Origin of the sequence: Phaeodactylibacter xiamenensis, from assembly GCF_000759025.1 — a bacterium.
In the GTDB taxonomy this organism is placed as follows: Bacteria; Bacteroidota; Bacteroidia; order Chitinophagales; family Saprospiraceae; genus Phaeodactylibacter; species Phaeodactylibacter xiamenensis.
The window spans coordinates 125,870-148,910 of record NZ_JPOS01000075.1; the positions used below are offsets into that span (position 1 = coordinate 125,870).

General features: G+C 51.4%; 17 protein-coding genes. 6 read left to right on the plus strand and 11 right to left on the minus strand.

Annotation, left to right across the window (positions count from 1 at the left end):
• Window positions 1–71 precede the first annotated feature (71 nt).
• Complete coding sequence (locus tag IX84_RS18920) at window positions 72–1,316, plus strand: DNA/RNA non-specific endonuclease (RefSeq protein WP_044224271.1); 1,245 nt, start codon at window positions 72–74, stop codon at window positions 1,314–1,316.
• A 1-nt stretch (window position 1,317) separates the two neighbouring features.
• Here IX84_RS18920 and IX84_RS18925 read toward each other — a convergent pair whose 3' ends face one another.
• The 3 genes from IX84_RS18925 to IX84_RS18935 all read right to left on the minus strand — a co-directional run bounded on the left by IX84_RS18925 (window position 1,318) and on the right by IX84_RS18935 (window position 6,265).
• On the minus strand, window positions 1,318–1,731 hold the full coding sequence (locus tag IX84_RS18925) for a response regulator (RefSeq protein WP_044224273.1): 414 nt from the start codon (window positions 1,729–1,731) through the stop codon (window positions 1,318–1,320).
• Window positions 1,712–4,888, minus strand: a complete 3,177-nt coding sequence (locus tag IX84_RS31215; protein ID WP_052516207.1) for a PAS domain-containing protein — start codon at window positions 4,886–4,888, stop codon at window positions 1,712–1,714. The genes IX84_RS18925 and IX84_RS31215 overlap by 20 nt, the downstream gene beginning before the upstream one ends.
• A 132-nt stretch (window positions 4,889–5,020) precedes the next feature.
• On the minus strand, window positions 5,021–6,265 hold the full coding sequence (locus IX84_RS18935; RefSeq protein WP_044224275.1) for a DEAD/DEAH box helicase: 1,245 nt from the start codon (window positions 6,263–6,265) through the stop codon (window positions 5,021–5,023).
• A 163-nt stretch (window positions 6,266–6,428) separates the two neighbouring features.
• Here IX84_RS18935 and IX84_RS18940 point away from each other — a divergent pair, with 163 nt between their 5' ends.
• Entirely contained in the window at window positions 6,429–9,599 is a 3,171-nt protein-coding gene (locus tag IX84_RS18940; protein ID WP_044224390.1) for a WD40/YVTN/BNR-like repeat-containing protein, read from the plus strand.
• Between the two features lie 104 nt (window positions 9,600–9,703).
• Here IX84_RS18940 and IX84_RS31895 read toward each other — a convergent pair whose 3' ends face one another.
• The 5 genes from IX84_RS31895 to IX84_RS18965 form a co-directional block, all read right to left on the minus strand.
• The gene (locus IX84_RS31895) at window positions 9,704–10,408 is read right to left on the minus strand and encodes a helix-hairpin-helix domain-containing protein (RefSeq protein WP_044224277.1); all 705 of its coding nucleotides are present in this window, start codon (window positions 10,406–10,408) and stop codon (window positions 9,704–9,706) included.
• Window positions 10,409–10,987: 579 nt separating this feature from the next.
• Window positions 10,988–11,638: a transposase gene (locus IX84_RS18950; RefSeq protein ID WP_202965271.1), complete on the minus strand. Its 651-nt coding sequence runs from the start codon at window positions 11,636–11,638 to the stop codon at window positions 10,988–10,990.
• Between the two features lie 82 nt (window positions 11,639–11,720).
• Complete coding sequence (locus IX84_RS31225; RefSeq protein WP_052516199.1) at window positions 11,721–12,242, minus strand: helix-turn-helix domain-containing protein; 522 nt, start codon at window positions 12,240–12,242, stop codon at window positions 11,721–11,723.
• A gap of 408 nt (window positions 12,243–12,650) precedes the next feature.
• On the minus strand, window positions 12,651–13,838 hold the full coding sequence (locus IX84_RS18960) for a C1 family peptidase (protein WP_044224278.1): 1,188 nt from the start codon (window positions 13,836–13,838) through the stop codon (window positions 12,651–12,653).
• Window positions 13,839–13,938: 100 nt separating this feature from the next.
• Window positions 13,939–14,754, minus strand: coding sequence for a hypothetical protein (locus tag IX84_RS18965; protein ID WP_152605140.1), 816 nt, complete (start codon window positions 14,752–14,754; stop codon window positions 13,939–13,941).
• Between the two features lie 225 nt (window positions 14,755–14,979).
• Between IX84_RS18965 and IX84_RS18970 the strand changes: the two genes are divergently transcribed.
• Entirely contained in the window at window positions 14,980–16,485 is a 1,506-nt protein-coding gene (locus IX84_RS18970; protein WP_052516208.1) for a vWA domain-containing protein, read from the plus strand.
• Here the strand turns inward: IX84_RS18970 and IX84_RS18975 are convergent.
• Window positions 16,482–18,386, minus strand: a complete 1,905-nt coding sequence (locus IX84_RS18975; RefSeq protein ID WP_160213827.1) for a sensor histidine kinase — start codon at window positions 18,384–18,386, stop codon at window positions 16,482–16,484. The two genes, IX84_RS18970 and IX84_RS18975, sit on opposite strands and share 4 nt — an antisense overlap.
• A gap of 281 nt (window positions 18,387–18,667) precedes the next feature.
• Here IX84_RS18975 and IX84_RS18980 point away from each other — a divergent pair, with 281 nt between their 5' ends.
• Together IX84_RS18980 and IX84_RS18985 are read left to right on the plus strand one after the other, a co-directional pair.
• Entirely contained in the window at window positions 18,668–18,931 is a 264-nt protein-coding gene (locus tag IX84_RS18980; protein ID WP_044224282.1) for a thioredoxin family protein, read from the plus strand.
• 47 nt (window positions 18,932–18,978) lie between these two features.
• The gene (locus IX84_RS18985; protein ID WP_044224284.1) at window positions 18,979–19,335 is read left to right on the plus strand and encodes a response regulator; all 357 of its coding nucleotides are present in this window, start codon (window positions 18,979–18,981) and stop codon (window positions 19,333–19,335) included.
• Here the strand turns inward: IX84_RS18985 and IX84_RS18990 are convergent.
• A complete protein-coding gene (locus IX84_RS18990; protein WP_044224286.1) occupies window positions 19,332–19,802 on the minus strand; it encodes a pyrophosphohydrolase domain-containing protein in 471 nt (156 codons plus the stop codon). The two genes, IX84_RS18985 and IX84_RS18990, sit on opposite strands and share 4 nt — an antisense overlap.
• A gap of 175 nt (window positions 19,803–19,977) precedes the next feature.
• Between IX84_RS18990 and IX84_RS18995 the strand changes: the two genes are divergently transcribed.
• On the plus strand, window positions 19,978–21,381 hold the full coding sequence (locus tag IX84_RS18995) for a type III PLP-dependent enzyme domain-containing protein (RefSeq protein WP_044224288.1): 1,404 nt from the start codon (window positions 19,978–19,980) through the stop codon (window positions 21,379–21,381).
• Between the two features lie 3 nt (window positions 21,382–21,384).
• Here IX84_RS18995 and IX84_RS19000 read toward each other — a convergent pair whose 3' ends face one another.
• A complete protein-coding gene (locus tag IX84_RS19000; RefSeq protein ID WP_044224290.1) occupies window positions 21,385–23,037 on the minus strand; it encodes a UxaA family hydrolase in 1,653 nt (550 codons plus the stop codon).
• Window positions 23,038–23,041: the final 4 nt, after the last annotated feature.

A 23,041-nucleotide genomic window follows, 5' to 3' on the forward strand; every position in this document is an offset into this window, starting at 1 on the left:
AATGGACGTTTTCCGCAAATGTAGCCAAACTGAAATGGTAAAGAATTGTAACTTTGGTAAAAAATGAGACTATGTTCCGCTCCCTACTCTTCCTGATCTTACTTTTCCCGGCTTTGCTGCAGGCTCAAAACCTGGACGAACAACTCCGCGCTGTAGAGGCTGAACTGGCTGCCCTGGAGGCTCAAAAGAAAGTCCTCAACGAGCGGCGGGAAGGCATTAAGCTGGAGCGCATTCAGCATGACCTTCAAGCTATCGGGCTACCCTCCGAAGATTACATTATGCATTCAGCCATGGCATTGGAGTATGCCGAGGCGCACGAACAGGCCGCCTGGGTAGCGCATATTATCCTGCCGGACGTCACTTCCGGCAACGTAGGCCGAACGAATGATTTCCGGCCTGACCCCAAAGTGGCAACCGGTACAGCGGTGGAGGAAGATTATTTCCTTAAATATCTGCAAGCAGACAGTACCTATGAGTACGATGGGTTTGGGTATGACCGGGGCCACCTGGCACCCTCTGCTGATTTCCGGTGGTCCGAAAAGGCCCTTTCCGAGAGTTATTACTACTCCAATATGTCGCCTCAGGTTGCGGAATTCAACCGGGAGGCCTGGGCAGAGCTCGAAGCCCTGTTGCGGGGCTACCTGTATGAAAACCCGGGCGTGCAGTTGTATGTCGTTACAGGCCCGGTACTGGAGCCGGATTTGCCGGTGATCGAGCGTTCTGTCAACAAGGTATCCATTCCGGAGCGGTACTTCAAAGTAGCGCTTGATTTGAAAAACGGGCGCGGGATTGGCTTCATTATGCCCAATGAAAAGATTAGCTATCCGCTGGAGAGCTTTGCTGTCTCTATAGATCAGGTGGAGGCCGTGACGGGGTTGGATTTTTTCAATAAGTTGCCTGAAGTCCAGGAAAATGCCCTGGAGCAAATCCTTGATAAAAGCGCATGGATCCCGGAACTGGCTGGTGGAGACGTGGAGCCTTTATTTCCACCCGACTTGCCACCCAATCATTTTAATACGGTACAAAGCCGGCAGTATATGGGCAAGGGAATGGAGATTAATGTATGCGGCACAGTTGTAAGCACCCGTTACAGCCGCAGCGGCAATCTTTGGCTGAATATCGATAAGCGCTTCCCCAACCAGATTTTTTCCGTTTTTATCCGCAAAAAGGACCTGCCCAATTTTTCATTCGATCCACAGATCGTTCTGGCCAACAAGAAAGTCTGTTTTCGTGGGGAGGTGGAGAATTTCAGTGGTACGCCCACGATGAACATCCACCTGGAGGAAGCCATACAGATTGGGGTGCCGGGGCAATAGCTTATTCGAAGCGGTCGGGGAAGTGCTCCCGAAGCACCCGGAGCAAATCCTCTTCGGTCAGTGGCTTATTAAGAAAACCGGAAAAATTGGGCAGGCGCTCTGCGCGTTCCCGGTCTTTGCTGAAAACGGAGGTGGTTAGCATCACAATGACTACTGCTTTTTGCGCCTCATCGGGCAATTGCTTGTAGGCTTCGAGAAACTCCCATCCATTCATGCGGGGCATGTTGATGTCGAGAAAGATGAGGTCAGGCGGCAGCTTGCCGGCTTCGCCCAGGAGGTATTCTATAGCGGCCTTGCCATCGGGCTGGTCTACAATGGTTTCTGCGACTTGTGCTTCGGAGATAATGAGTTTGTGCAGGTAATTGTCGGCCTCATTATCATCAACCAGCAGTATCTTATTCAGCTTTTGAGTCATATCCTCCTTTTTTAAGGTTGAAAAAGAATATAGTACCCTGTCCTTCTGTCGATTCCAACCAGATTTGCCCATGGTGCATCTCTACGATCTTCTTGCATTGAGCCAGTCCGATGCCTGTTCCCTCGTAGTCGTTCGACCCGTGGAGACGCTGAAAAATAGTAAAAATTTTACTTTGATACTTTGGGTCAATACCGATACCGTTGTCCTTTACCGAAAACTGCCAGTAATTCTGTTTTTCAGTTGCATGAATTTCTATCACAGGCTCCTCACCGGGTTTGTGGAATTTGATGGCATTGCTGATCAGATTTTGGAAGAGCTGCCGTAATTCCACCTTATAGCCCTGAAGGGTAGGCAGGTGGTTTACCTTGATCTTTGCCTGGTTTTTGCTGATGCTGGAGTTCAGGTCCTGCAGTATCTCCTGCAGCAGCACATTGCAATCAACCGTGCTGACGCGGCGGTCGCTTCCAATCTGACTGTATTCCAGCAGTCCTTTAATGAGGTTGCTCATGCGCAGGGAAGCATCGCCAATGAAGTTGAGAAACTGCTGGCCATCCGCTCCCAGCTGATCGTTAAACCGTTGGTTGAGCAGGCCGGAATAGCTCCGTATAGTACGCAGCGGCTCCTGTAAGTCATGGGAAGCCACATAGGCGAACTGTTCCATCTCCTTGTTCTTCACTTTTAGCTCCTGGGCAAACTTTTGAATTTCCTCAAGTTTTCGCTGTTCCGTGATGTTCTGAAAAATACCATGCCAAACCACCTTTCCATCGGGCTTTTGCTCCGGTTGGGAAATAGCCCGGTTCCAGTGCACTTCATCATTGGGATGAATAGTACGGTAATCAGCGAAGTATGGAGTCAGGTTTTTCCTGGATTGTTCGATCTTTTCAAGAAGGCCGGGCAGGTCCTCCGGATGAATGACCGAAAACCCTAATTCAGGTTGGGCTTTCAACAAGGCAGGGGTCAGGTTTTCGTGCAAGTCGTGAATGCCTTCGCTCATAAACGGGAAAGTAATTTTCCCTTCCGCATCCATTTCCATCTGGAAGATTGCACCTGGCACGCTCGCGGTTAGCTTAGCAAGTTGTTCCTGACTGGAGCGCAGTTTTTGGTCGTTTTTGGCCCGGGTAAGGGTATTCACCAGGACTTCGCTGAAAAGCTTAAGCAGCTTGAGTTCTTCTTCCGAGTAGTCGTGGACTTGTTTTACAGAATCAAAGCCCACACAGCCCAGGCATTCATTTTCCCGCATCATGGGCACTGTCAGCAGGCTTTTGATCTGCTGCCGCTGAAGGTCAGTCTTAGCGGTGCTTTCCTCCATCCTTGAGATATCGGGGATGATAAAGTTTTTACCCTCTACGTGGAGATTTATCAATACTCTATATTCCTCTATCGGGATATCCTGCAGGCTGTCTTTTACGGGCTCAATGGAATCGGCACACCACTCATGGGTATTGGAGGCTGTATTTTTCTCGAAGTCGTACTGTATCACATAAACCCGGTCCGCATTGACGAATTGCCCAATCTCTTTGAGGGAAGCCTGAATACGGTCGTCCATTTCCTCAATAGGGAAGTTGATGTATTCCGTGGCAATATTCATGAGCTTTTCCTGCATCTTTACCTGTTCCTCCAGTTCGGCAGCAGCGTGTTTAATGGTGGTAATATCCTGAAAAATACCTTGTATTTTTACGACTTTATCTCCTCGGATTATGGGCATTCCTGTTGCCCGAACCCATTTGCGGTTACCCTTGGCAGATCTGAATTTAAAGGTATGGTCAAACTTCGTTCGCTGTTTCAGTACCCGGTAAAATTCAGATTTAAGCTTTTTCTGATCGTCGGGATGGATAAACTGAATTTTTGTATCTTGATTTTTTAAAAAGTCATAAGATACTTCATGAATCCTGTAAACCTCGTCTGTCCAATAAGTCGATCCCGTTTTTAAGTCATGTACCCAGCCACCTACTTTGGCAATCTGTTGGGTTTCGTTGAGGATGGAGGTGGTAGCTTCTAACTCGAGTTCAGCATTTTTTCGCTCCGAAATATTCCGGATGAGAAAGGTTAACCGGTTACTGTCAGGGTTAAAGCTGTATTTGGTTTCTACCCAGCAGATTTCACCTTCCCTGTAAAGGAGCCGGTGCTCCAGGGAGCCCTTTACCTGAGTTTCGGTAAGGGCATTTTTCAGAAAATTTTTGAATTGTTCCTGATCATCGGGTGCGCAAAAGGAGGAAATGAATTGTCCTTCTGACTCCTGCAGGTGGTGCCCAAAGTTGGTTTCCCAGCTTTTTGAAGCATATAAAATACGACCATTGAAATCAGTACTTAGGACCACATCTCCTGATTGCTCAATCAGGAGTTTGTACTCGTTCTGGATTTTTTTTTGATCGGAGATGTCATAACCAATGCAAAGGATACTATCCGGTTGCCCATCCACGGTGGTTTGAAGGGAAAAATTCCATTTATTGGTTCGAAAGCTTCCGTCTTTTTGAGGTTTCCGAAGTTCTACCTCGAAGGTTTTCCCAGGATTCTGTATGCATCGACTGACGGTATTAATGCACTTCTGATGGTCTGCTGAGTGAATAGAAAGTAATGAATCTTCACCAATTGAAATATGCGGGAGCCAGTCAATGTCGTTTTTGTATGTATCATTAAAATACGTGTACCTTCCTGATAAATCCGTTATTACAAGGTAAAGTCCGGAATTGCCAAGAATAGCATCTAGCCGATTGTTTTCCTGCGAAAGCCGGATTTCAGTTTCCTTGAGTTTGGTGATATTGTTGTGCGCCCCCAGCATTCTGGTAGGGTGCCCGTTCTTGTCCCGTATGGCCATGCCCCGGCATCTCACCCAAACGGTGTACCCTTTTTTGTGCCGGTAACGGACTTTCTGATCATAGGGATGGGAGGGATCTGCCAGGTGGGCGGCCAGGTTTTGTTTGGCCAGTTCAAGGTCATCCGGGTGGATGAGGCTTTGCCACGCACTGACCTTGTGAGGCATCTCCCCGGGGCCGTAGCCCAGCGTTGTCCAGAACTTTGGGCTCATCCACTCCTCTTCGGGATTGCTGAGGTCCCAATACCATATTCCATCCAGGGAAGCTTCCTGCAGAAACTCGAATACATTTGGGTCGGACTGAATGAGGTTATATAACTCTTGTTTGAGGTAGTGGTCTTCCATGGCCTTTATAATCAAGAAACTTACTGGTAAAGGGGGGCACCAGTACTGGAGGTTCTGTGCAAATACTGATTAAATATAGGTAGGTTTCTTCATTAGTTGAGTCGAACAGCAATGATTTTGCTACAAGGCAGGTTACTTTTTTTTCTTTTTCCGCTTTTGCCCTGCCTCCAGGTCTTCTATTTCGGAAAGGATGTCTTCCAAACTCAGCCCGGCATCTTCCGAAAGCAGGCGGGTATTTTCGTATTCTCCCCGCTCCACATCCAGAATCTTTATGGCTTTGCCAATATAGCCTTCAATGGCTTCCAGGAGCTCCGTTTCATTGGGGCTGCAAAAACTAAGCGCCTGCCCGCGGGCCTTCCCCCGGCCCGTCCGCCCCACGCGGTGCACATAGTTTTCCGCCTGCTCCGGCAAATCGTAATTGATAACGTATGTGACATCAGGAATGTCAATACCCCGGGCACTTACATCAGTGGCAATCAGCACGCGAATCGCTCCTTCCCGGAATTGCTGCAAAACGGCGGAACGGTCTTGCTGATCCTTATCACTGTGAATAGTCAGGGCCTTAATACCTACCCGCTCCATGGCTTTGGAGACCCGCTCGGCGCGGACTTTGGTGCGGACGAAGACCAGAATTTTACTGTCCGGGTTTTCTTTGATGATCCGCTCCAGGAAAAAGCGCTTGTCATCCATTTCTATCGCCGCCACATAGTGGTCCACATTTTTGGAAACCGGGTCCTTCGGCGAAATCTGAATGCGGATCGCCTGCTGATTGATTAGCGCATAGGCCATTTTTTTGATGTGCAGGTTGATCGTGGCCGAGAAGAAGAGGGTCTGCCGTTTAACGGGCAGTTTGCGGTGCAGGTCGCTAATGTCCTGCAAAAAGCCCAGGTCCAGCATGTGGTCGGCTTCATCAAGCACCAGAATTTGAATGCGTTCGGGCCGCAGGTGCCCCTGACTGATCAGGTCGAAAAACCGTCCGGGAGTGGCCACGAGCACGTCCACGCCTTTTTTAAGGGCCTCAATCTGAGGTTCCTGGTCCACGCCCCCAATGAGCGCCATGGTTTTAACGAGCGTATGGGCGCCCAGGTCCTGAAAAACCTTGGCTACCTGAAGGGCCAGCTCGTGGGTGGGGGTCATGACCAGACAGCGCATCCCATCATCTCTGCGAGCCTGCTGTTTTTGTACATGCAGTTTGTGCAGGATAGGTATGGCAAAGGCGGCGGTCTTCCCTGTCCCGGTCTGAGCAACGGCCAGCACGTCCTCTCCTTTGAGAATCCCGGGGATGGACTTGTACTGAATATCGGTGGGCCGTTTAAGCCCGGCTTTTTCAATCCCTTTTTGTAGCTGTGGATGTAGGTTGTAGTCCTTAAACTTCATGTACTGCCTGTTTGACTTCGAAGGTACAATAAAAACTATTGGATTTCATGCCCCGGCTGTCCTGTAGTGTATGTCATGCCGCCGTCAGCTCTGATCCTGTGATTGTGGAAAACCCCGAAGAAGGCCTATTTTACCTTTCTAAACGAAAAAGCACCTTATGCAAATGATTCAAAAGTTAAGCTGGCTGTTGGTTTTCAGCCTCAGCGTTTTATCCTTTCCATTAGTTGGTCAGAATATCGACCTGGACCACTTTGAAGCCCTCGCCCCCCGCAGTATCGGCCCGGCAGGCATGAGCGGGCGGGTCACTACGATTGATGTAGTTAATGCTCAGCCCAACCGCATCTACATCGGCACCGCATCGGGCGGTGTCTGGTACTCCGGCAGCGGCGGTATCAAATGGGAGCCTGTATTCGAAGACGCACCTCTGCAGTCCATCGGCGCCCTGGCCATCAACCAAAATAACCCCGATGAAATTTGGGTGGGCACCGGGGAAGGCAACCCCCGGAACTCCCACAACAGCGGTGCGGGCATTTTCAAATCCATCGATGGAGGTAAGAACTGGAAGCGGATGGGGCTGGAGCACACCCGCACCATCCACCGTATCATCATCCACCGCGACAACCCGGAGGTGGTGTACGCCGCTGCACTGGGCTCCGCCTGGGGCCCGAACCCGGAGCGGGGTGTTTTCCGGACCGAAGACGGAGGGGAAACCTGGGAAAAAGTCTTGTTTGTCAATGACTACACGGGCTGCGCTGATCTGGTAGTGGATCCCTCCAACCCCAACAAGCTGATTGCTGCCATGTGGGAATTTGGGCGTAAACCCTGGTTTTTTAATTCCGGCGGCGAAGGCTCCGGTCTCTACGTATCTTTTGACGGTGGAGACAGCTGGGAAGAACGGACCTCAGAGGATGGCCTGCCAAAAGGAGACCTCGGGCGCATGGGGCTGGCGATTGCCCCTTCCAAGCCCAGTATCGTCTATGCGTTGATTGAAGCGAAGAAGAATGGGTTCTATAAATCCACCGATGGCGGTTTCAAGTGGAAGCTGGTCTCCACCGAAGATATTGGCAACCGCCCCTTCTACTACGCTGATATCTTTGCTGACCCTCAGAATGAGAACCGGATATTCAACCTCTGGTCTTATCTGTCCAAGTCAGAAGACGGCGGCAAGACTTTTGAGCTGTTCGGCCGGGGCACCCACCCTGACCACCACGCCTTCTGGGTTCACCCCGACAACCCTGCGTACATGATCGAAGGCAATGACGGCGGGCTGAATATCAGCCACGACGGCGGTGACACCTGGCGCTTTGTGCAAACCCTGCCCCTGGCGCAGTTTTACCACATTAGCGTGGATATGGACATCCCCTACAACATTGCCGGGGGCATGCAGGACAACGGTTCCTGGGTGGGGCCCAGCTCAGTTTGGGAGTACGGCGGCATTCAGAATACCGATTGGCAGGAGGTTTACTTTGGTGATGGCTTTGATGTGGTCTTCCGGCCCGATAACAACCGTTACGTATACGCTATGTCACAGGGCGGCAATGTGTCCTACATCGACCGGGAGACAGGCAAAAGCCGTTTCGTCAAGCCGGTACATCCGGAAGGGGAGGAGTTGCGCTTCAACTGGAATGCGGCGATCGCACAAAACCCCTTTCACGATTGCGGCATCTACTTCGGCAGTCAGTATGTGCACAAAAGCATGGACTGCGGCCTGACCTGGGCAATCATCTCTCCCGACCTCACCACCAACGATTCCACCAGGCAGCGGCAGTTTGAAAGCGGCGGGCTGACCATTGATGACACCCGGGCGGAGAACTTTACCACTATTCTGGCTATCGCTCCCAGTCCGGTGGACGAAGACGTGATCTGGGTGGGCACAGATGACGGTCACCTGCAGCTCACCCGCGACGGCGGCAAGAGCTGGACAGAGCTGAGCAGCCGTCTGCCCGGTGCCCGCCCCGGCAGCTGGATTCCCTACATCGAAGTTTCACAAAGCAATGCCGGTGAAGCCTTTGTCATCGTCAACGATTACCGCCGCAACGACTGGCGACCGATGGCTTATCATACGACCGACTTTGGGGCAACCTTTGAGCGAATTGCAGATGAAGATCAGGTGGAAGGGCACGCGCTGTCTATCGTGCAGGACCCCGACGCGCCCAATCTGCTGTGGCTGGGCACAGATTACGGATTATACTTCAGCCTGAACGGCGGAGGAGACTGGCAGCAGTGGGATCAGGGCTTTCCGGCCACACCGGTACGTGACCTCAAAATCCATCCCAGGGACAAAGATTTGATTATCGGTACTTTCGGGCGTTCGGCCTGGGTACTGGACGACACCCGCCCGATGCAGGAGGTGGCCAGTACAGAAGGCGGCGTTCTACAGGATACGTTCCGCACCTTCCCGGTCCCCGATGCTTATCTGGCTAATTACAAAAGCTACGAAGGCTCTCATTTTCCGGCAGATGGGGAGTTCAGTGGGAAAAACCGCTCGCCTTACGCCCGGATTACCGTTTGGCAAAAGCCAGCTGAAGAAGAAGCTGAAGAGGAGAAAGAAAAAACAGATAAGCAGGAGGCTGAAGCGGACACTCAGGAGCAGGGCCGGAAGCTTGGCAAGAAAGCCCAAATCGTCGTGCTGAATATGGCAGGGGACACCATTCGCCGGTTTTCAGAAAAGCTTAAGCCCGGTATGAACCGCTTTACCTGGGACCTGCGCACCGAAGGTGTGCGATTCCCCTCCCGGCGGGCTGCCAAGCCCGACAGCGATCCACCACGCGGGCATCAGGTGCTCCCCGGTGAATACAAGCTGGTCATCAGCAGTGGAGACTTTGCCGATTCCACAAAGGTAGAGGTACATGCTGATCCGAGACTGGACGTTGATTTGGCGGATTTGGGGGCAGAGCACGCGGCTTATGAAGTGTTTTATGAGATGGTGGAAGAAGCCGAAGAAGCTTTTACTCGTCTTCAGGAAGCTCAAAAAACCATCAAAAGGGTAAACGAAGCGCTGGTCCATGCACCAGACAGTACGCTTAAGGCAATAAAAGAGCAAGGCAAGGTCTTACGGGACAGCATCACGCAGCTGGAAGAGTTGTATATGTTACCGGAGGACTTCAAAGGTATCCGGCGGTCCACTGGCCTGCTCAACAGCACTTTATACGGCGTATATTCCTACCTGGAAGGCGTACAGGGAGCCTTATCGCCTATGGGCAGGATGAAGCTGGACCAGGCAAAAGCACAGGTCAGGGAAGTAACCGGTAGGATAGACAGATTTTTTGTCAGCGACTTCGCTGCTTACCGCAAAACGGTGGAAGCCGTGCCCTTCTCGCTCTTCAAAGAGTAGTGTTGAAGGCTTGAGCCAGAAAAGGAGAAGCCCGTCGGTGACCACTTCGTATTGCGTATATCAGACCGGCGGGGCTTCTTTTCGTTCAGGAATACTGCGGGAAGTTACTTTTTGGTGCGCTTTCCGCCTTTGAGCTCCTTTTGAAGCAGCTCCAGTTTTTCCCATTCTCCAGCGTTCGCCAGTTTGGCCTGCTCCATCCAGGTTGCCGGATCGTGCATTTTGTAGCGAGGGCCAGCTGTGTTCAGTACTTCCTGGACTTTTGTCTTTTTTGCAGTGGCGAGGTCATTGAATGTCTTGATGCCTGCTTCGGCCAGCAGGGTAGCGATTTTAGGGCCAATGCCTTCAATTTTTTTGAGGTCATCGGTTGCTGTCTTCTTTGCTGCAGTTTTCTTAGGCGCCGCTTTTTTGGCAGGTGCTGCCTTCTTGGCTGCCACTTTTACCGGTGCCGCTTTTTTGGCAGGCGCCGCTTTTTCAGCTTTGGCAGGAGCCGCCTTAGGCTGTTCTTCCAGCACTACTACAGAGTTTTCGATGCCAAAGTAAGGAGAAGGGATGTACCCGTCAGCCTGATGGTCATTTTCCCAGTACGCTTCGTCAATCAGGTAGCGGAACTGGTACTGACGGCCGGTTTCCAGCTCGAGTACGGCTTTGTACTCGTCCTTCGCGGCTTTCATTTTTGTAGCAGACTCCGGGCTCCAGTTGTTGAAGTCACCGAGAAGTTTTACTTCCTTAGCGCCGTTTACGGCGTGGGCAGGCAGGCTGAAGGTTACCTTGCAGGCTGGCTTAGTTTTCAGATACTGTTTCTTAAGCATGGTTATAAGTTTTTTGATAGTGTTTGGTTTACACTAAGGTGCAAAGCTATTACAAAAATAGCTTTAATTCAATGCCTGTACAAAGATAATTGCCTGATTATCAATAGCCGCTTGTCTGAGCTGGACAACAAAGGCATGGTCAGTAGAGGCAGGCTCGGAACAAAAAGTGCAGATTCTTAGCTTACTCCGTTTTCTTTTTTTAGGCGACCGCTCCTTTCCGAATTTACTACGGTTTTAAAAAAGTGGATTTAGCCCGGGCATTTCGGCCAAAAAATATTTTCTTATTTGGATTTTTTTTATTTAACTTTACGGTTGTCTTAACGACCCAAACGATAGTACACTACACAAAAACTCACCGGCTTCAAAGCCATTCCCTTTACCTACGACACTTAAAGGCTATTCATTTAGCCTCCTGTAATAGACTATACACCCTTGATTTTGCGGGAAAAGCGCCTAAAACCCAACACAATAGCGCTTACAGCCTGAGATGTAATTCCCCTGTGCCAATTGACGGGCTGTTGTTTTACGCAAATTATAATCCACCTGCTACTAGTGCCTCCGGCACTAGAAAAGCGTATTTTATTTCTTTCGGTCAAAGCCTTGGAATTTCCACTTCAGAGGCTTTGCCAGATAGGAATTGTAATATTCGGTAAAGTTTTCGATTCTGGCTATCAAGCTTTCAATAGAATCGAAGCTTTGATGATTAAGTGCTTTTCGCTGAAGGTGCCCAAACCAGTTTTCGATGGGATTGAGCCATGAACAGTGCTTAGGCGTGAAAAGAAATCGAATGGCATGATGGTCAACTTCGAGGAAAGCTTTACGAGTGCTCTTTGATTTGAGTACCCCACTTTTGCCTTTAACGCCCAAGTCTCCCACATAACCAATTTGAGAAGCCACCCACTCGACCAAAGATGCTGACATATGGGTGTTGAGCTGGTCAACAAGAAAGACGGCCTGTTGGCCTTCCTGCAACACAGCAGTAGTACGCTGAATAAAGCATAGAAAGTCCAGTTCGGTACGAGTAGGATGAATGCGGTAACTGATTAGTTGTCCGGTAGCGACATCCTGAGCCGCCATCAGCGTGGTAGTGCCATGGCGTTTGTATTCATACTCTACACGCCGGTCTCTGCCTGGCCTAAGAGGCTGGCTCTTACGCTCTAATGCCTGGATGCCTGTTTTCTCGTCTACACTGAACAGGCGTATGTCCTTGTTCAGCCCTGAGATGACCAATAGGATTAGCTTGCAGATCGTTCGTACCCGTTGGGCGAAGGCCTCCCAATCGTCGATGTGGGGGAAGAGCCAATAACGGTTCTTATGCGGACGTACCTCCCGATTTTTTTAAAATGTTCCTCACATGACTGGGGGAAATCTTATCTACTATTTTTTGTTCCATGGCCATTTGGGCGAGCGTGTCTCTAGTCCAGGCCCCTTGAGGAAGCCCATAATCAGAGGGCTTTTTACACGCCAGAGCGACAATTTGTTCCTTTTGCGCTTGAGTGATGCGTGGCTTCACCCCGCTACGTGCACGGTCAGAAAGGACTAAATCCATTTGTTTGCCTAGTTCATGGTCGCTGATTGGTTTTCCAGCGCAATCCACTTCCAGGGCTTCGAGCCGCCCCTGATTGTCTGCCCATCGAGTATACCAGCGTATGCCTACATCCGCACGCAGCCCTAGGTCCTTAGCTGAGCTAAAGGCACTTTTGCCCTCTAGCATACCGTGGAGGAGAGCATAGCGTTGATGCAGCCGATGGCTAAGATGACCTTGCTTTAGGCGTTTGCTTACCAACGAACGCTGTCTTGGACTTGCTTCTAAGGGTGGGAGTGCTTTTGCCATACTTGAATTATCTTTATGATTGAGCATAAAGATAATTCAAATACTATAATCTAGTGCCGGAGGCACTAGTTAAAACTGAAGCTGTAGCTGTTGTGCTGTAGCTAAAGTGCCCGCGCATGCGTGCCATGCCGGTAAAAGTCAGTCCTGCCTACGGGTCAGGGGCTGCACTAAGAAGTATTCTGCCTGCTTAGCGGCGAGGCCAACAACGATCTGGAGCTGAACAATACTACTTAAACCTAAGAACTCCAGCAGACACTATGAAATAATTTTAGCCGCTAATTCACGGATGCCTGTCTTGCGCAGTGCATCCGTTTTTTAGTCCAACCCACTGTAAAAGCTATGCCCCCGCATCCTCTTTGAAGTAAGGTGCAGGGGCATATTATCCGTTACCGGTAACCCGTATGGCGCTTACATGCTAAGCTTTTTGCGCAGGCTTGCCGGTATACCTTCCTTATGGAGCAGGAACGACAGGGTCTTGTAGCGCACGTAGTTTTTGCTCACGTACAGATAACCTTCGTAATCATTGCCCGTGCCCCAGGAGTTCTTCACGAGGTACCACTCCTTGCCGTTTTGATCTTTGGAGATGCCCACAATCTGCATGCCGTGGTCATCCGTGGTGGTATAGTTGTCGTAAGCTTCCTGACGCATTTCCACTGTGATTGCAGCTTCCGGCTTAGGGCCATTGAAGAGTTGTTCCCGCTCTTCGGCAGCCATATCGGCGTAATCCTGCTCGGGCACAAACGCAATACCATTCTTCCAGGAGAAGTACTTCTCGCTTACATCTGCTGCCCAGGAAATGGAGTACCCATTCTTCAGGGCGTGGTCAATAATCGTGATCATGTCTTCCATAGCCACGTTGTACGACTCCCCGTAGGTCCAGTTGTCCGGTACCAGTATGACACACTTTTCGTATAGAGGGTGGTGAGACCAGCTTGTGACCTGCACATAGTCCCCGGCCTCTACGCCCACAACTTCCTCTGCAAAGGACTTCGGGGTGTAGGTCTTGCCCATATACTCAAACGATTCCGGGTGTTCGCCCAGGTAAACATCCAGGACCTTATTGTAGGCTTCTTTCCAGACCGGAGAAAGTCGTTTGTTCTTATTCGCAATGACGGCATCAAGCATCCCCTTGAGAATGGCTTCCATTTCGCCGTGGCGGTTGTAATCGTAACCGTAGTTCAGGCCGGCGTAGGCAGACTGAGGCACAGCGCCGTACTTGCCGTACATATCGATCACATCCGGCAAGGCACCGCCCTGCCCGAAGTTCAGGTTGCCATGCAGGCGCACATAGCGGTCTGCTTTTTCTTCGTAGGTATTGCGCACGGTGAACATCTCCGCCAGGTCTACCGGTTCTTTGCCCATGCGGATCATTTCGGACTCCAGAAAGGAGTTAGAGCTGTAGCTCCAACAGGTGCCGGATGCGCCCTGATTTTTCACAGAGGTGCGCTCCAGGTCCACCACCGGTGTCCACTGGAAGCCGGCTTTGGCATTTTCACTTTGATTATCTTTTACCTTGTTGATGAGGTCTACCTGAGCGCCCGCAGGCAGAGCCAGCAGAAAGGCGAACAGGATAATCAGGATTGGATTGAGCTTCATGATTTATCTTTTGATGTTTCGGCGAAAAATAAGGAAATCTGCCGAAAAGACCTATGCATTTGCTTACCCCGCCCGCCTGTAAGCATCCGCTGCGGCTTACTTATGCTACTGCTTCCATCTCTTCTGACAAGGGGACTTTCGATTCCAAATCACATTCTTCATGCATGACAATGGTTGCGGCTACAGCTGCAATGAGCGGGGCGACCACCGGGCCCAGTACCGGCACCCAGAAAAGCAACCGGACAACGATGCCGATTGCGAGGTTGATGCCCAGGTTCTCTTTGGCTTGTTTAAAGCTTTCATTTATGCTCAGGCCGTACTGTTCCTGATAATTGTCCACCACCGAAAAGCCAAGGAAGAAGGCTTCAATCACAAAAAGAAATCCCGGTTTCAGGAAGTCCAGGAATTCAAAAACCCCGAAGAAAACCTTGACCGGTATGGCCACGAGCAGTGTCATCAGCCAGGCAAATCCACTGACGATCAGCATACGGATCTGCGCATTTAGAAAATCGCCAAATGCGGCCTTGCTGTCCCTGCCTGCAATAAGCCGGAGGGTCTGACGGGAGGCATGGAAAATGATGACCTCCAGCAGGACGAGCATGAGGAAGCGGCTACCGCTGTCCGTCAGAAAGCCGATACTGTTGTCGTAAAGATTTTGGGCAAAAGAGGTCACTCCGGAAAAAGACAGCGCTATGGCATTCTCGTTGAAGCCTTCGAAGAATTCCAGAGCATCGCCAATCATATTGAGCCCCACAAGGATAGCCACAAAAGTAAGGATACGGGAAAACCAGCCATAAGTCCAGAATCCTTCCCACACACGCTCTTTGAGAATAAACCGCACGGCAGCCGGAAAACTCACTACCGTATACCGGAATTGCTCTGCCTCTTCTTTATAGTCGATGTCTTTCCACTTCATGGTGCCGGGTTTGAAAGAAGTGTAAATTACAGAACAATCGGTCAACAAAAAAAGGTTTTCGCTGAAAGTGGCACGCTTTTGGACCAACAACCCAACCCTTTTGGGCCGGGCATACGACTCACACCATATACCTGTTACGGATGGCCTACCTTAAGTATCGTAAGGGGCGTTTCAGGCCATAGGCTGCGAGGCAATTCATCAACAGTAAACTAAACCGAAACCATTATGCATAAGTATCTTGTATTATTTCTGGCTACTGCCCTGCTTTGGGGATGTTCTTTAGACGAAAGCGATGAGCCCGGGCGGTACAGCGACAGTACCCTTATAAACGGTGTTAACGGAGCAGGAGGGCCTTACATTAACTATGATGTTACCGGTGAGCAGTACGCCGAAATCATCGAAAACCCCTTCATCGCCACTGCCGAAGAACCCACTTCCACCTTCTCCATTGATGCGGACGGCGCTTCCTACAGCAATGCCCGCCGTTTTCTGACCGATGGCATTATGCCGCCCCCGGATGCTTTGCGTACCGAGGAGCTCATCAATTACTTCGACTACGACTACCCCCAGCCTGAGGGCCCAGACCCGATCGGGCTAAACGGAGAAGTCAGCCGTTGTCCCTGGGCGCCGGCCCATATACTGGTCCGTATTGGCATAAAGGGTCAAACCATTGAGGAGGAGGATATCCCGCCTTCCAACCTGGTTTTTTTAATTGACGTTTCCGGTTCCATGGCGAGTGCAAGGAAACTGCCGCTTTTGCAGGAAGCCTTCAAACTACTGGCACAGGAGCTTACTGCCGAAGACCGTGTCGCTATCGTCACCTATGCCGGACAGGCGGGTGTGGCTTTGCCTTCCACGGCAGGGGATCAGACCGAGACGATTATCAACGCCATCGAAGGGCTGACCTCCGGTGGCAGCACTGCGGGCGCTGATGGCATCAACACGGCTTACGAAATTGCCCTGGATAACTACATTGAAGAAGGCAATAACCGGGTAATACTGGCTACCGATGGCGATTTCAATGTGGGGCCATCGAGTACAGAGGAATTGGTACAACTCATTGAAGAGAAGCGGGAGCAGGGCGTCTTCCTGACCGTCCTGGGCTTCGGTACCGGCAATTTAAACGATCAGCTCATGGAGCAAATCGCCAACAACGGGAATGGCACTTACGAATACATTGACAATCAGCAACAAGCGGAGAAAGTCCTGGTGGCGGAGCTCGGCAAGCTATATACTGTAGCCAAAGACGTAAAAGTCCAGGTCACCTTCAACACGAATTTGGTAGAAGCCTATCGTTTGATCGGCTACGAAAACCGTTTACTGGACAACGAAGACTTTGAGGACGATGAAGCAGACGGAGGTGAGATCGGTTCCGGGCAGGCCATTACAGCACTTTACGAAATCAAGCCAGCCGGTGGTGGTGGGAGCAGCTTTGGCGTGCCTACATTTACCATCGAATTCCGGTACAAAGACCCCACTTCGGATGTTAGCCAGCTGATCTTTTTAGACATCCCTGATCAAAGCGCAACCTTTGATCAGGCATCTGAGCATATGCGGTTTGCGGCTGGGGTAGCCAGTTTTGGGCTGCTAATGCGGGATTCAGAATACAAAGGGCAAACCAGTTATGATGAGATTTATAACTGGTGCTCCGGTGCAATGACTTACGACCCGGGCGGGTACCGGCAGGAATTGTTAGAACTCATTGAAAAAGCGAATGAACTTAGTGACTAATCGCCTACGGGCACTTCAAAGAAAAAAGTAGTGCCCTTGCCTTCTACGCTTTCAAAACCGATGCTGCCACCCAGCAGCTCCAGGTAGCGGTGCACGATATTCAGGCCCAGCCCGGTGCCTTGGATATTGACGGCATTATCGGCCCGGAAGAAGCGGCTGAACAAGTGTTTTTGGTCGCTCTCCGGGATGCCGATGCCCTCGTCCCGCACCTTAACTTTGAGCGTGCCTTGCTCAAGCCGGGCCGTCAGCCATACAGTCGAGCCGGGATCGGAATATTTGATGGCATTCGACAGCAGGTTGAGCATGATGTTTTTGAGGATTTTTTTATCGATCATCACCTCCTCGCCCAGGCCCTCGAAGTCCCGGACCACGCTTTGTTCTTTTTTCAAAAGGACATGCACATCATCAACGGACTCTTCGAGCAATTCCGGCAGGCTGACCGGAGATGGCACATTGCTGATTTTACCCTCTTCCAGTTTGCTCAGGGAGAGGAAATCGCCCAGGATGCCGGTCAGGTTGGTTACGGCAGACTGAATGCGGCGCAGGTGTTTTTCGCGTTTGGGCTGTTGGGTAGTATCCGTGTATAGCTTGACCAGTTCAGAGGAAGAAGCAATGGTCGTAAGGGGGGTACGGAATTCGTGTGAAGCCATAGAGACGAAGCGCGATTTGAGTTCGCTCAGTTCTTTTTCCCGTTCGAGTGCTTGTCGCAGTTCCTCCTCGTTTTGCCTGAGGGCTTCCTCTGCGGCCCGCCTTTCCTTGATTTGCTCTTCCAGTTTGAGGTTGGACTGAAGGAGTTTGTTGACCACCTCGGTCAGCTTTTCCGTTCGTTCTTCGACCTTTTGCTCCAGCTCCCGGTTAAGATTGATGATCTCTTCTTTAGCCTTATGTTCTTCGGTCAGGTCGTGGATCACACCGGTGAACAGCAGCCCAACCTCTGTTTCAATGCGGCTGACCCCAAGCCGGAAAGGGAATAGTTCGCCGTTTTTGCGTTTTCCCTGTACTTCCCGGCCCACGCCAATAATTTGCCCTTCGCCAGTAGCCATATAGTTTTGGAGGTAGCCATCGTGGGCACTGCGGTGGGGCTCCGGCATGAGCATGCTTATGTTTTGCCCAAGCATTTCCTCAGCCTGGTATCCAAATAGCTGGCTTGTGGCTTCATTAGTCATTTGAATCTGGCCCCGGTGGTCAATAATGATGATACCGTCCACAGCATTGCCAATTATTGCTTCCAGGGTGTTGCGGCTCTCCTTTAAGGCGCGGGCATTTACATTTTGCTGGGTGATATCCTGCAAGAGGACTAAAATAATGCTTCCATCTAAAGTGGGGATGAGACTGGTGGTCGCTTTGAGGCAGACCGGTTGGCCATCCGGAGTAGTCAGGTGTACCTGAAAGGATTGTTCCTGGTCCCATCGGATGCCGGAGAGCTGGGTTTTAAGCTTTTGGCTCAAGACGCTGTCCGGATGGAGTACTTCCGCTTCTGTAGGCACATTTATCAGGTCGAGCAGCCGCTGATTACAGGTGAGCGGCATTTGCTGATCGAGGTTATAAATCACGAGGCCAGTAGGGATCCACTCAAACATATGACGGTAGAGCTCCAGCCCTTTGGTTATAGAGTCACGGAGGTGGAGGACTAAAAAATAAAGGCTCTGCTCCTGTTCCCATCCCCCCCTGAGGGTATAGGCTACGGTATGGGCATATTCTTCGTGCTCAATGGTCGTTAGGCCATGCTGTTCTTGCGCAGAGAACGCCTCGGGTATCTCAAGGACAGGTATGAAATCACGGATATTTTTGCCTTTCACGGATTGGGCATCTACACCAAGGATACGGGCAGCAGAGGCATCTACGCCAAGTATAAGCCCATCCGGGCGGACGGTAGCCAAACCGCTTATTTGCTGGCTCATAAAGCGCTCAAAGAGAAGCGGCGTTCGATGTGATGGTTGACTATGGTTGGGTGTATCTGACATTTCTGCTTAAACGTTACCGGAGCGTAAATATAAACGCCTGTGGGTAAAAAGCCAATACCGGAGCACTTTATATCAGAAACTGTTATTAATGGCAGTGTCCGGAATCAAGCTTGCCGAAGGGGGCAGGCTGATATAATTCAAATACCTACCTGACTTATGTCAGAAGTACCGTACGGCCTTTTTGTGCACCTTGCTGCCAGATTAAAAACCGAAGGAGCATGAATAAGATATTAGTACTAGGCTTGGGCAATAGTCGCCACCGGCAGCTTTTCCGGCAGCTGGAAGACGTTGTCCGGGAGCTGGACCTGACTGCTCCGATAGAACAGGTGATGGACGTAGAGACGATCCTGGCCTCAGGCGTCAGTTCCATACCTGCCATTATTGTGAACGGCAAGGTCTTTTTTGACGGCAAAACCAATCCAACACGAGCAGAACTTCGACGCCTTTTTTTAAGCGTTTTAGCCAGCCCCAGTGAGCATTAGCTACGGGGGGGCACTTCCATTTTTCAACTTGGCCATAAAGGAGTTCAATGAAGAAAATATTGCTGGTGGAAGACACGCCTACGATCCGGGAAAACCTTACCGAGTACCTGGAACTAAGCGGTCATGATGTAGTAGTGGCAACCAACGGGCAGGAGGGCTGGGCTTTCCTGCAGGCGGAACAGCCGGACCTCGTCATCTGCGATGTGAAAATGCCGTTACTGAACGGATTCGAAATTAAAGAACGCGCCAATCAGGACAGCGCGCTTAAAGACATTCCCTTTATCTTCCTGTCTGCAGCGGCTCAGAAAGTGGATGTCGCCAGAGGGCAAACCCTCGGGGCAGTCGCTTACCTGACTAAGCCTTTTGATATGAAGGACCTGCTGAGCTGGGTAGACAAAGTTTAAGGTTTTAGTATCGCTTGCAGGTCGGCAGGAGAGTAGGCAACGGACTTCAGGGTCTTGTTGTCTTCCTTCCGGTAGACCAGAAAGCGCCCGTCCTCCTCCACGACATAGCTGTCGAAGCCACGCTCGGTTTTATAGTAGGCCATCGTCTGCTCTGCTTCCTCCCGGGTACTGCAGGCCTTGCTCATGTTGGAACGCTGCACCTCCTCAAACAGGGCTTTGAACTTATCCGCCAGCCCAAATTCCAGGATGGCTCCCGAAAGCACGTACTGAATGTCACAAAGCGCATCGGCGATTTCCGTAAGATCGCGGTCGGCAATAGCCTGTTCCAGCTCCCTGACTTCTTCTGCCAGCAGACTGACCCGGAGCTTGCAGCGGGTTTCATCCGGAATGGTGGGCTCCGGCTCAATGGGGTGCTTAAAAGTACGGTGGAAGGCAGCAACCTGCCGAAGTGCATCTGGGTGGTCCATATCGTCTGATTTTGCCCAAAAGTATTATTTTTCGGGCAACTTTCCGGAGCGCCCTGCCCAATCTCCGAATATTAGTTTGGCTTTGAAAACAATTAATAGGCTTTCGCGCTTCCATATTGGCGTAAGTCGACTAATTTTGCGCTGTTTTTGTCCAATTATCATTAAACCAGAAGCATTGGCTGCAACCAACCGATACTTTGACCTCATCGATCAGACCTTCTACTTCCCGCAGGAGGGCTTTGATCTGGAAGATGGCAACCTGTTGTTCAACGGGGTCCCGCTTCGTTACCTCATTCAGAAATACGGCACTCCCCTTAAGCTGACGTATTTGCCCAAAATTGGTTCGCAGATCAAAAAAGCCCGGAATATGTTTACCCGGGCTATGAAGGCAATGGGCTACCGTGGCAAGTACCACTATTGCTACTGCACCAAAAGCAGCCACTTCAGCCATGTGCTCAATGAGGTGTTGCGGCATGGCGTGGAGATAGAAACCTCCTCGGCATTCGATATTGACCTCATCCGCCGCCTGCACAAGCGGGGCCGGCTGCAGAAGGAAACCATTATCGTTTGCAACGGCTTTAAAACCCGGGGCTATCTCGAGCGCATCGCTGCCCTTATCAACGATGGCTTTGAGAATGTCATTCCGGTCTGCGATAATATGGCGGAGCTGGACTTCTACGAGCAGCACGTGAAAGGAGTCTGCAAAATTGGCTTGCGCGTGGCTACAGAAGAGGAGCCCAACTTTGAGTTTTATACCTCCCGCCTCGGCATCCGGCACGCGGATGTCCTGCGCTTTTTTGAGGAGCGTGTTAAGAACAACGATAAGTTCCAGCTCAAAATGCTCCACTTTTTTGTGGACACGGGTATCAAGGACTCCCTCTACTACTGGGGCGAACTGAAGAAAGCCATCAAATTGTACTGCGAGCTGAAGCGCAACAGTCAGGACCTCAAAGCTATCAATATCGGTGGGGGAATGCCCATCCGCAATTCTCTGGGCTTTGAGTTCGATTACAAATACATGGTCAAGGAAATCGTAGGCCTCATTTCACAGGCCTGCGAGGAAGAGGAAATCCCGGAGCCGGATATCTTCACCGAATTTGGGAAGTATACGGTAGGGGAAAGCGGCGCGACCATCTTCTCTGTCCTCGGTCAAAAGCTACAGAACGATTCCGAGATGTGGTACATGATCGACAACTCTCTCATGACTACGCTGCCCGACACCTGGGGCATCAGCGAGCGGTTCATCCTCCTGCCCATCAACAAATGGTATAACGACTACCGACGGGTAAACATCGGAGGGCTGAGCTGCGACAATTCCGACTACTACAACTCTGAGGTGCACGAAAGCCAGGTTTACCTGCCGGCCTTCCCTTCCACCGATGAGGAGCCGCTTTACCTGGGCTTCTTCCACACCGGAGCCTATCAGGATTCGATCAGCGGGTACGGGGGCATCAAGCATTGCCTGATCCCTTCGCCCAAGCATATTTTGGTGTACAAGGACGATCAGGGGAATCTCGTGGACGAGCTCTATCAGGCGGAGCAAAGCCCGGAAGCCATGCTGAAAATCCTGGGCTATTAAGTCTTAAAGTGAAACGCCCCGCTTCCAGGGGATGAAGTCATCCTGCTGCAGCTGCATGGCCTTTGGGTCTGTTTCCCCGTTGGCTACCTCGATGATGAGCTCCAGCAGGGCTTCGCCTTTTGACACCAGGTTGTCTTCACCGGTGATGATGGTGCCCGCATCGATATCGATCAGGTCAGGCATACGCCTGGCTAGTGCCGTATTCGTGGACATTTTGAGGGTGGGCGCTACAGGGTTGCCGGTGGGGGTGCCCAGCCCGGTGGTAAATACAATGATATTCGCTCCGGAGCCCGCCAGCCCGGTCGTGCTTTCCACGTCATTGCCCGGTGTGCACAGCAGGTTGAGCCCGGGCGTGACCGCCTGCTCCGTATAGTCGAGCACCGCCGTAACCGGTGAGGAGCCTCCTTTCTTCGCTGCCCCTGCGGACTTGATCGCGTCTGTGATCAACCCATCCCGGATATTGCCCGGTGAGGGGTTCATATCAAAACCGGACCCCACCTCTGCTGCCCGGCGGGCGTAGGTTTGCATAAGGTCGTAAAACTTTTGTGCGGTCTGCTCATCCCGGCAGCGGTTCAGCAGCTCCTGTTCCACACCGTTCAGTTCCGGAAATTCAGACAGAATAGCGGTACCGCCCAGGGCTACCAGTATATCTGAGGCATGCCCAAGCGCCGGATTGGCAGAAATACCGGAGAAGCCGTCCGAGCCGCCGCACTCCAGCCCAAGGGTGAGTTTACTCAACGGTGCAGGTTGTCGCCGGGCTCTGTTAGCCTGAATCAGGCCCACGAAAGTTTGCTTAACGGCTTCGGCTATGAAGTGCCGTTCGGACTGACTTTGCTGTTGCTCAAGGATAAAAAGCGGGCGGCTGTAATGAGGCGCCATACGTTGCAGGGCTTCCCGGAGGTGCGCGGGCTGTGCGTGCTGACAACCCAGGCTCAACACCGTTGCACCGGCTACATTGGGGTGGGCGATGTAGCCAGCCAGCAGCTGACAGAGCGCTGTTGCATCCTCTCTTGTGCCCCCACATCCCGCCTGATGCGTCAGAAACTTAATGCCATCCACCTGAGGAAACACCCGATCTTCCTTCAGAGCAGCGCCCTCACGGATGATCTCCTCCTGCAAGAGGGCGGCTTCATTGGCCCCCGACCGGTAGGCTTCCACGAGGCGGCGGGTGTCTACGGCAAACTGACGCTCCGTTACGTAGCCCAGTTCTGCCGTCATAGCTTCCCGTATGACCTGTATGTTTCGGTTTTCACAAAAAACCAGCGGAATGACCAGCCAGAAATTACGGGTGCCGACCCGCCCGTCTTCCCGGTGGAATCCCCGGAAGGTCCGCCCTTCAAAGCGGGAAATGTCCGGTTTTTTCCATTCGGTGGAACGTTCTGCCAGGGTAAAATCTTCAGCAGCGTGTATGAGGTTTTCCGTGGTAATCTTTCCACCCGCAGGAATATCCCGGGTGGTCTTGCCCACAAGTACACCGTACATATATACTGCTTCGCCGGCTGATAGTGGCTGCAGGGTGAATTTGTGCTTGGCGGCAATGGGTTCTGCCAGCATAACCGGCCCTGTGGGGGTATCCAGTTGTTGGGCTTCAGCGAGGTCACGCAGCGCGACGCCCACATTATCTTTCGGATGGATGATCAAAAACGGGTCGTGCATTTTA

Coding starts and splice junctions, on each gene's coding strand:
- IX84_RS18985 (WP_044224284.1), top strand. CDS start 18,979: ATGAAGAAAATATTGCTGGTGGAAGACACGCCTACGATCCGGGAAAAC.
- IX84_RS18925 (WP_044224273.1), bottom strand. CDS start 1,731: ATGACTCAAAAGCTGAATAAGATACTGCTGGTTGATGATAATGAGGCC.
- IX84_RS31215 (WP_052516207.1), bottom strand. CDS start 4,888: ATGGAAGACCACTACCTCAAACAAGAGTTATATAACCTCATTCAGTCC.
- IX84_RS18940 (WP_044224390.1), top strand. CDS start 6,429: ATGATTCAAAAGTTAAGCTGGCTGTTGGTTTTCAGCCTCAGCGTTTTA.
- IX84_RS18980 (WP_044224282.1), top strand. CDS start 18,668: ATGAATAAGATATTAGTACTAGGCTTGGGCAATAGTCGCCACCGGCAG.
- IX84_RS31225 (WP_052516199.1), bottom strand. CDS start 12,242: ATGGCAAAAGCACTCCCACCCTTAGAAGCAAGTCCAAGACAGCGTTCG.
- IX84_RS18965 (WP_152605140.1), bottom strand. CDS start 14,754: ATGAAGTGGAAAGACATCGACTATAAAGAAGAGGCAGAGCAATTCCGG.
- IX84_RS18935 (WP_044224275.1), bottom strand. CDS start 6,265: ATGAAGTTTAAGGACTACAACCTACATCCACAGCTACAAAAAGGGATT.
- IX84_RS18975 (WP_160213827.1), bottom strand. CDS start 18,386: ATGAGCCAGCAAATAAGCGGTTTGGCTACCGTCCGCCCGGATGGGCTT.
- IX84_RS19000 (WP_044224290.1), bottom strand. CDS start 23,037: ATGCACGACCCGTTTTTGATCATCCATCCGAAAGATAATGTGGGCGTC.
- IX84_RS18990 (WP_044224286.1), bottom strand. CDS start 19,802: ATGGACCACCCAGATGCACTTCGGCAGGTTGCTGCCTTCCACCGTACT.
- IX84_RS18920 (WP_044224271.1), top strand. CDS start 72: ATGTTCCGCTCCCTACTCTTCCTGATCTTACTTTTCCCGGCTTTGCTG.
- IX84_RS18970 (WP_052516208.1), top strand. CDS start 14,980: ATGCATAAGTATCTTGTATTATTTCTGGCTACTGCCCTGCTTTGGGGA.
- IX84_RS31895 (WP_044224277.1), bottom strand. CDS start 10,408: ATGCTTAAGAAACAGTATCTGAAAACTAAGCCAGCCTGCAAGGTAACC.
- IX84_RS18960 (WP_044224278.1), bottom strand. CDS start 13,838: ATGAAGCTCAATCCAATCCTGATTATCCTGTTCGCCTTTCTGCTGGCT.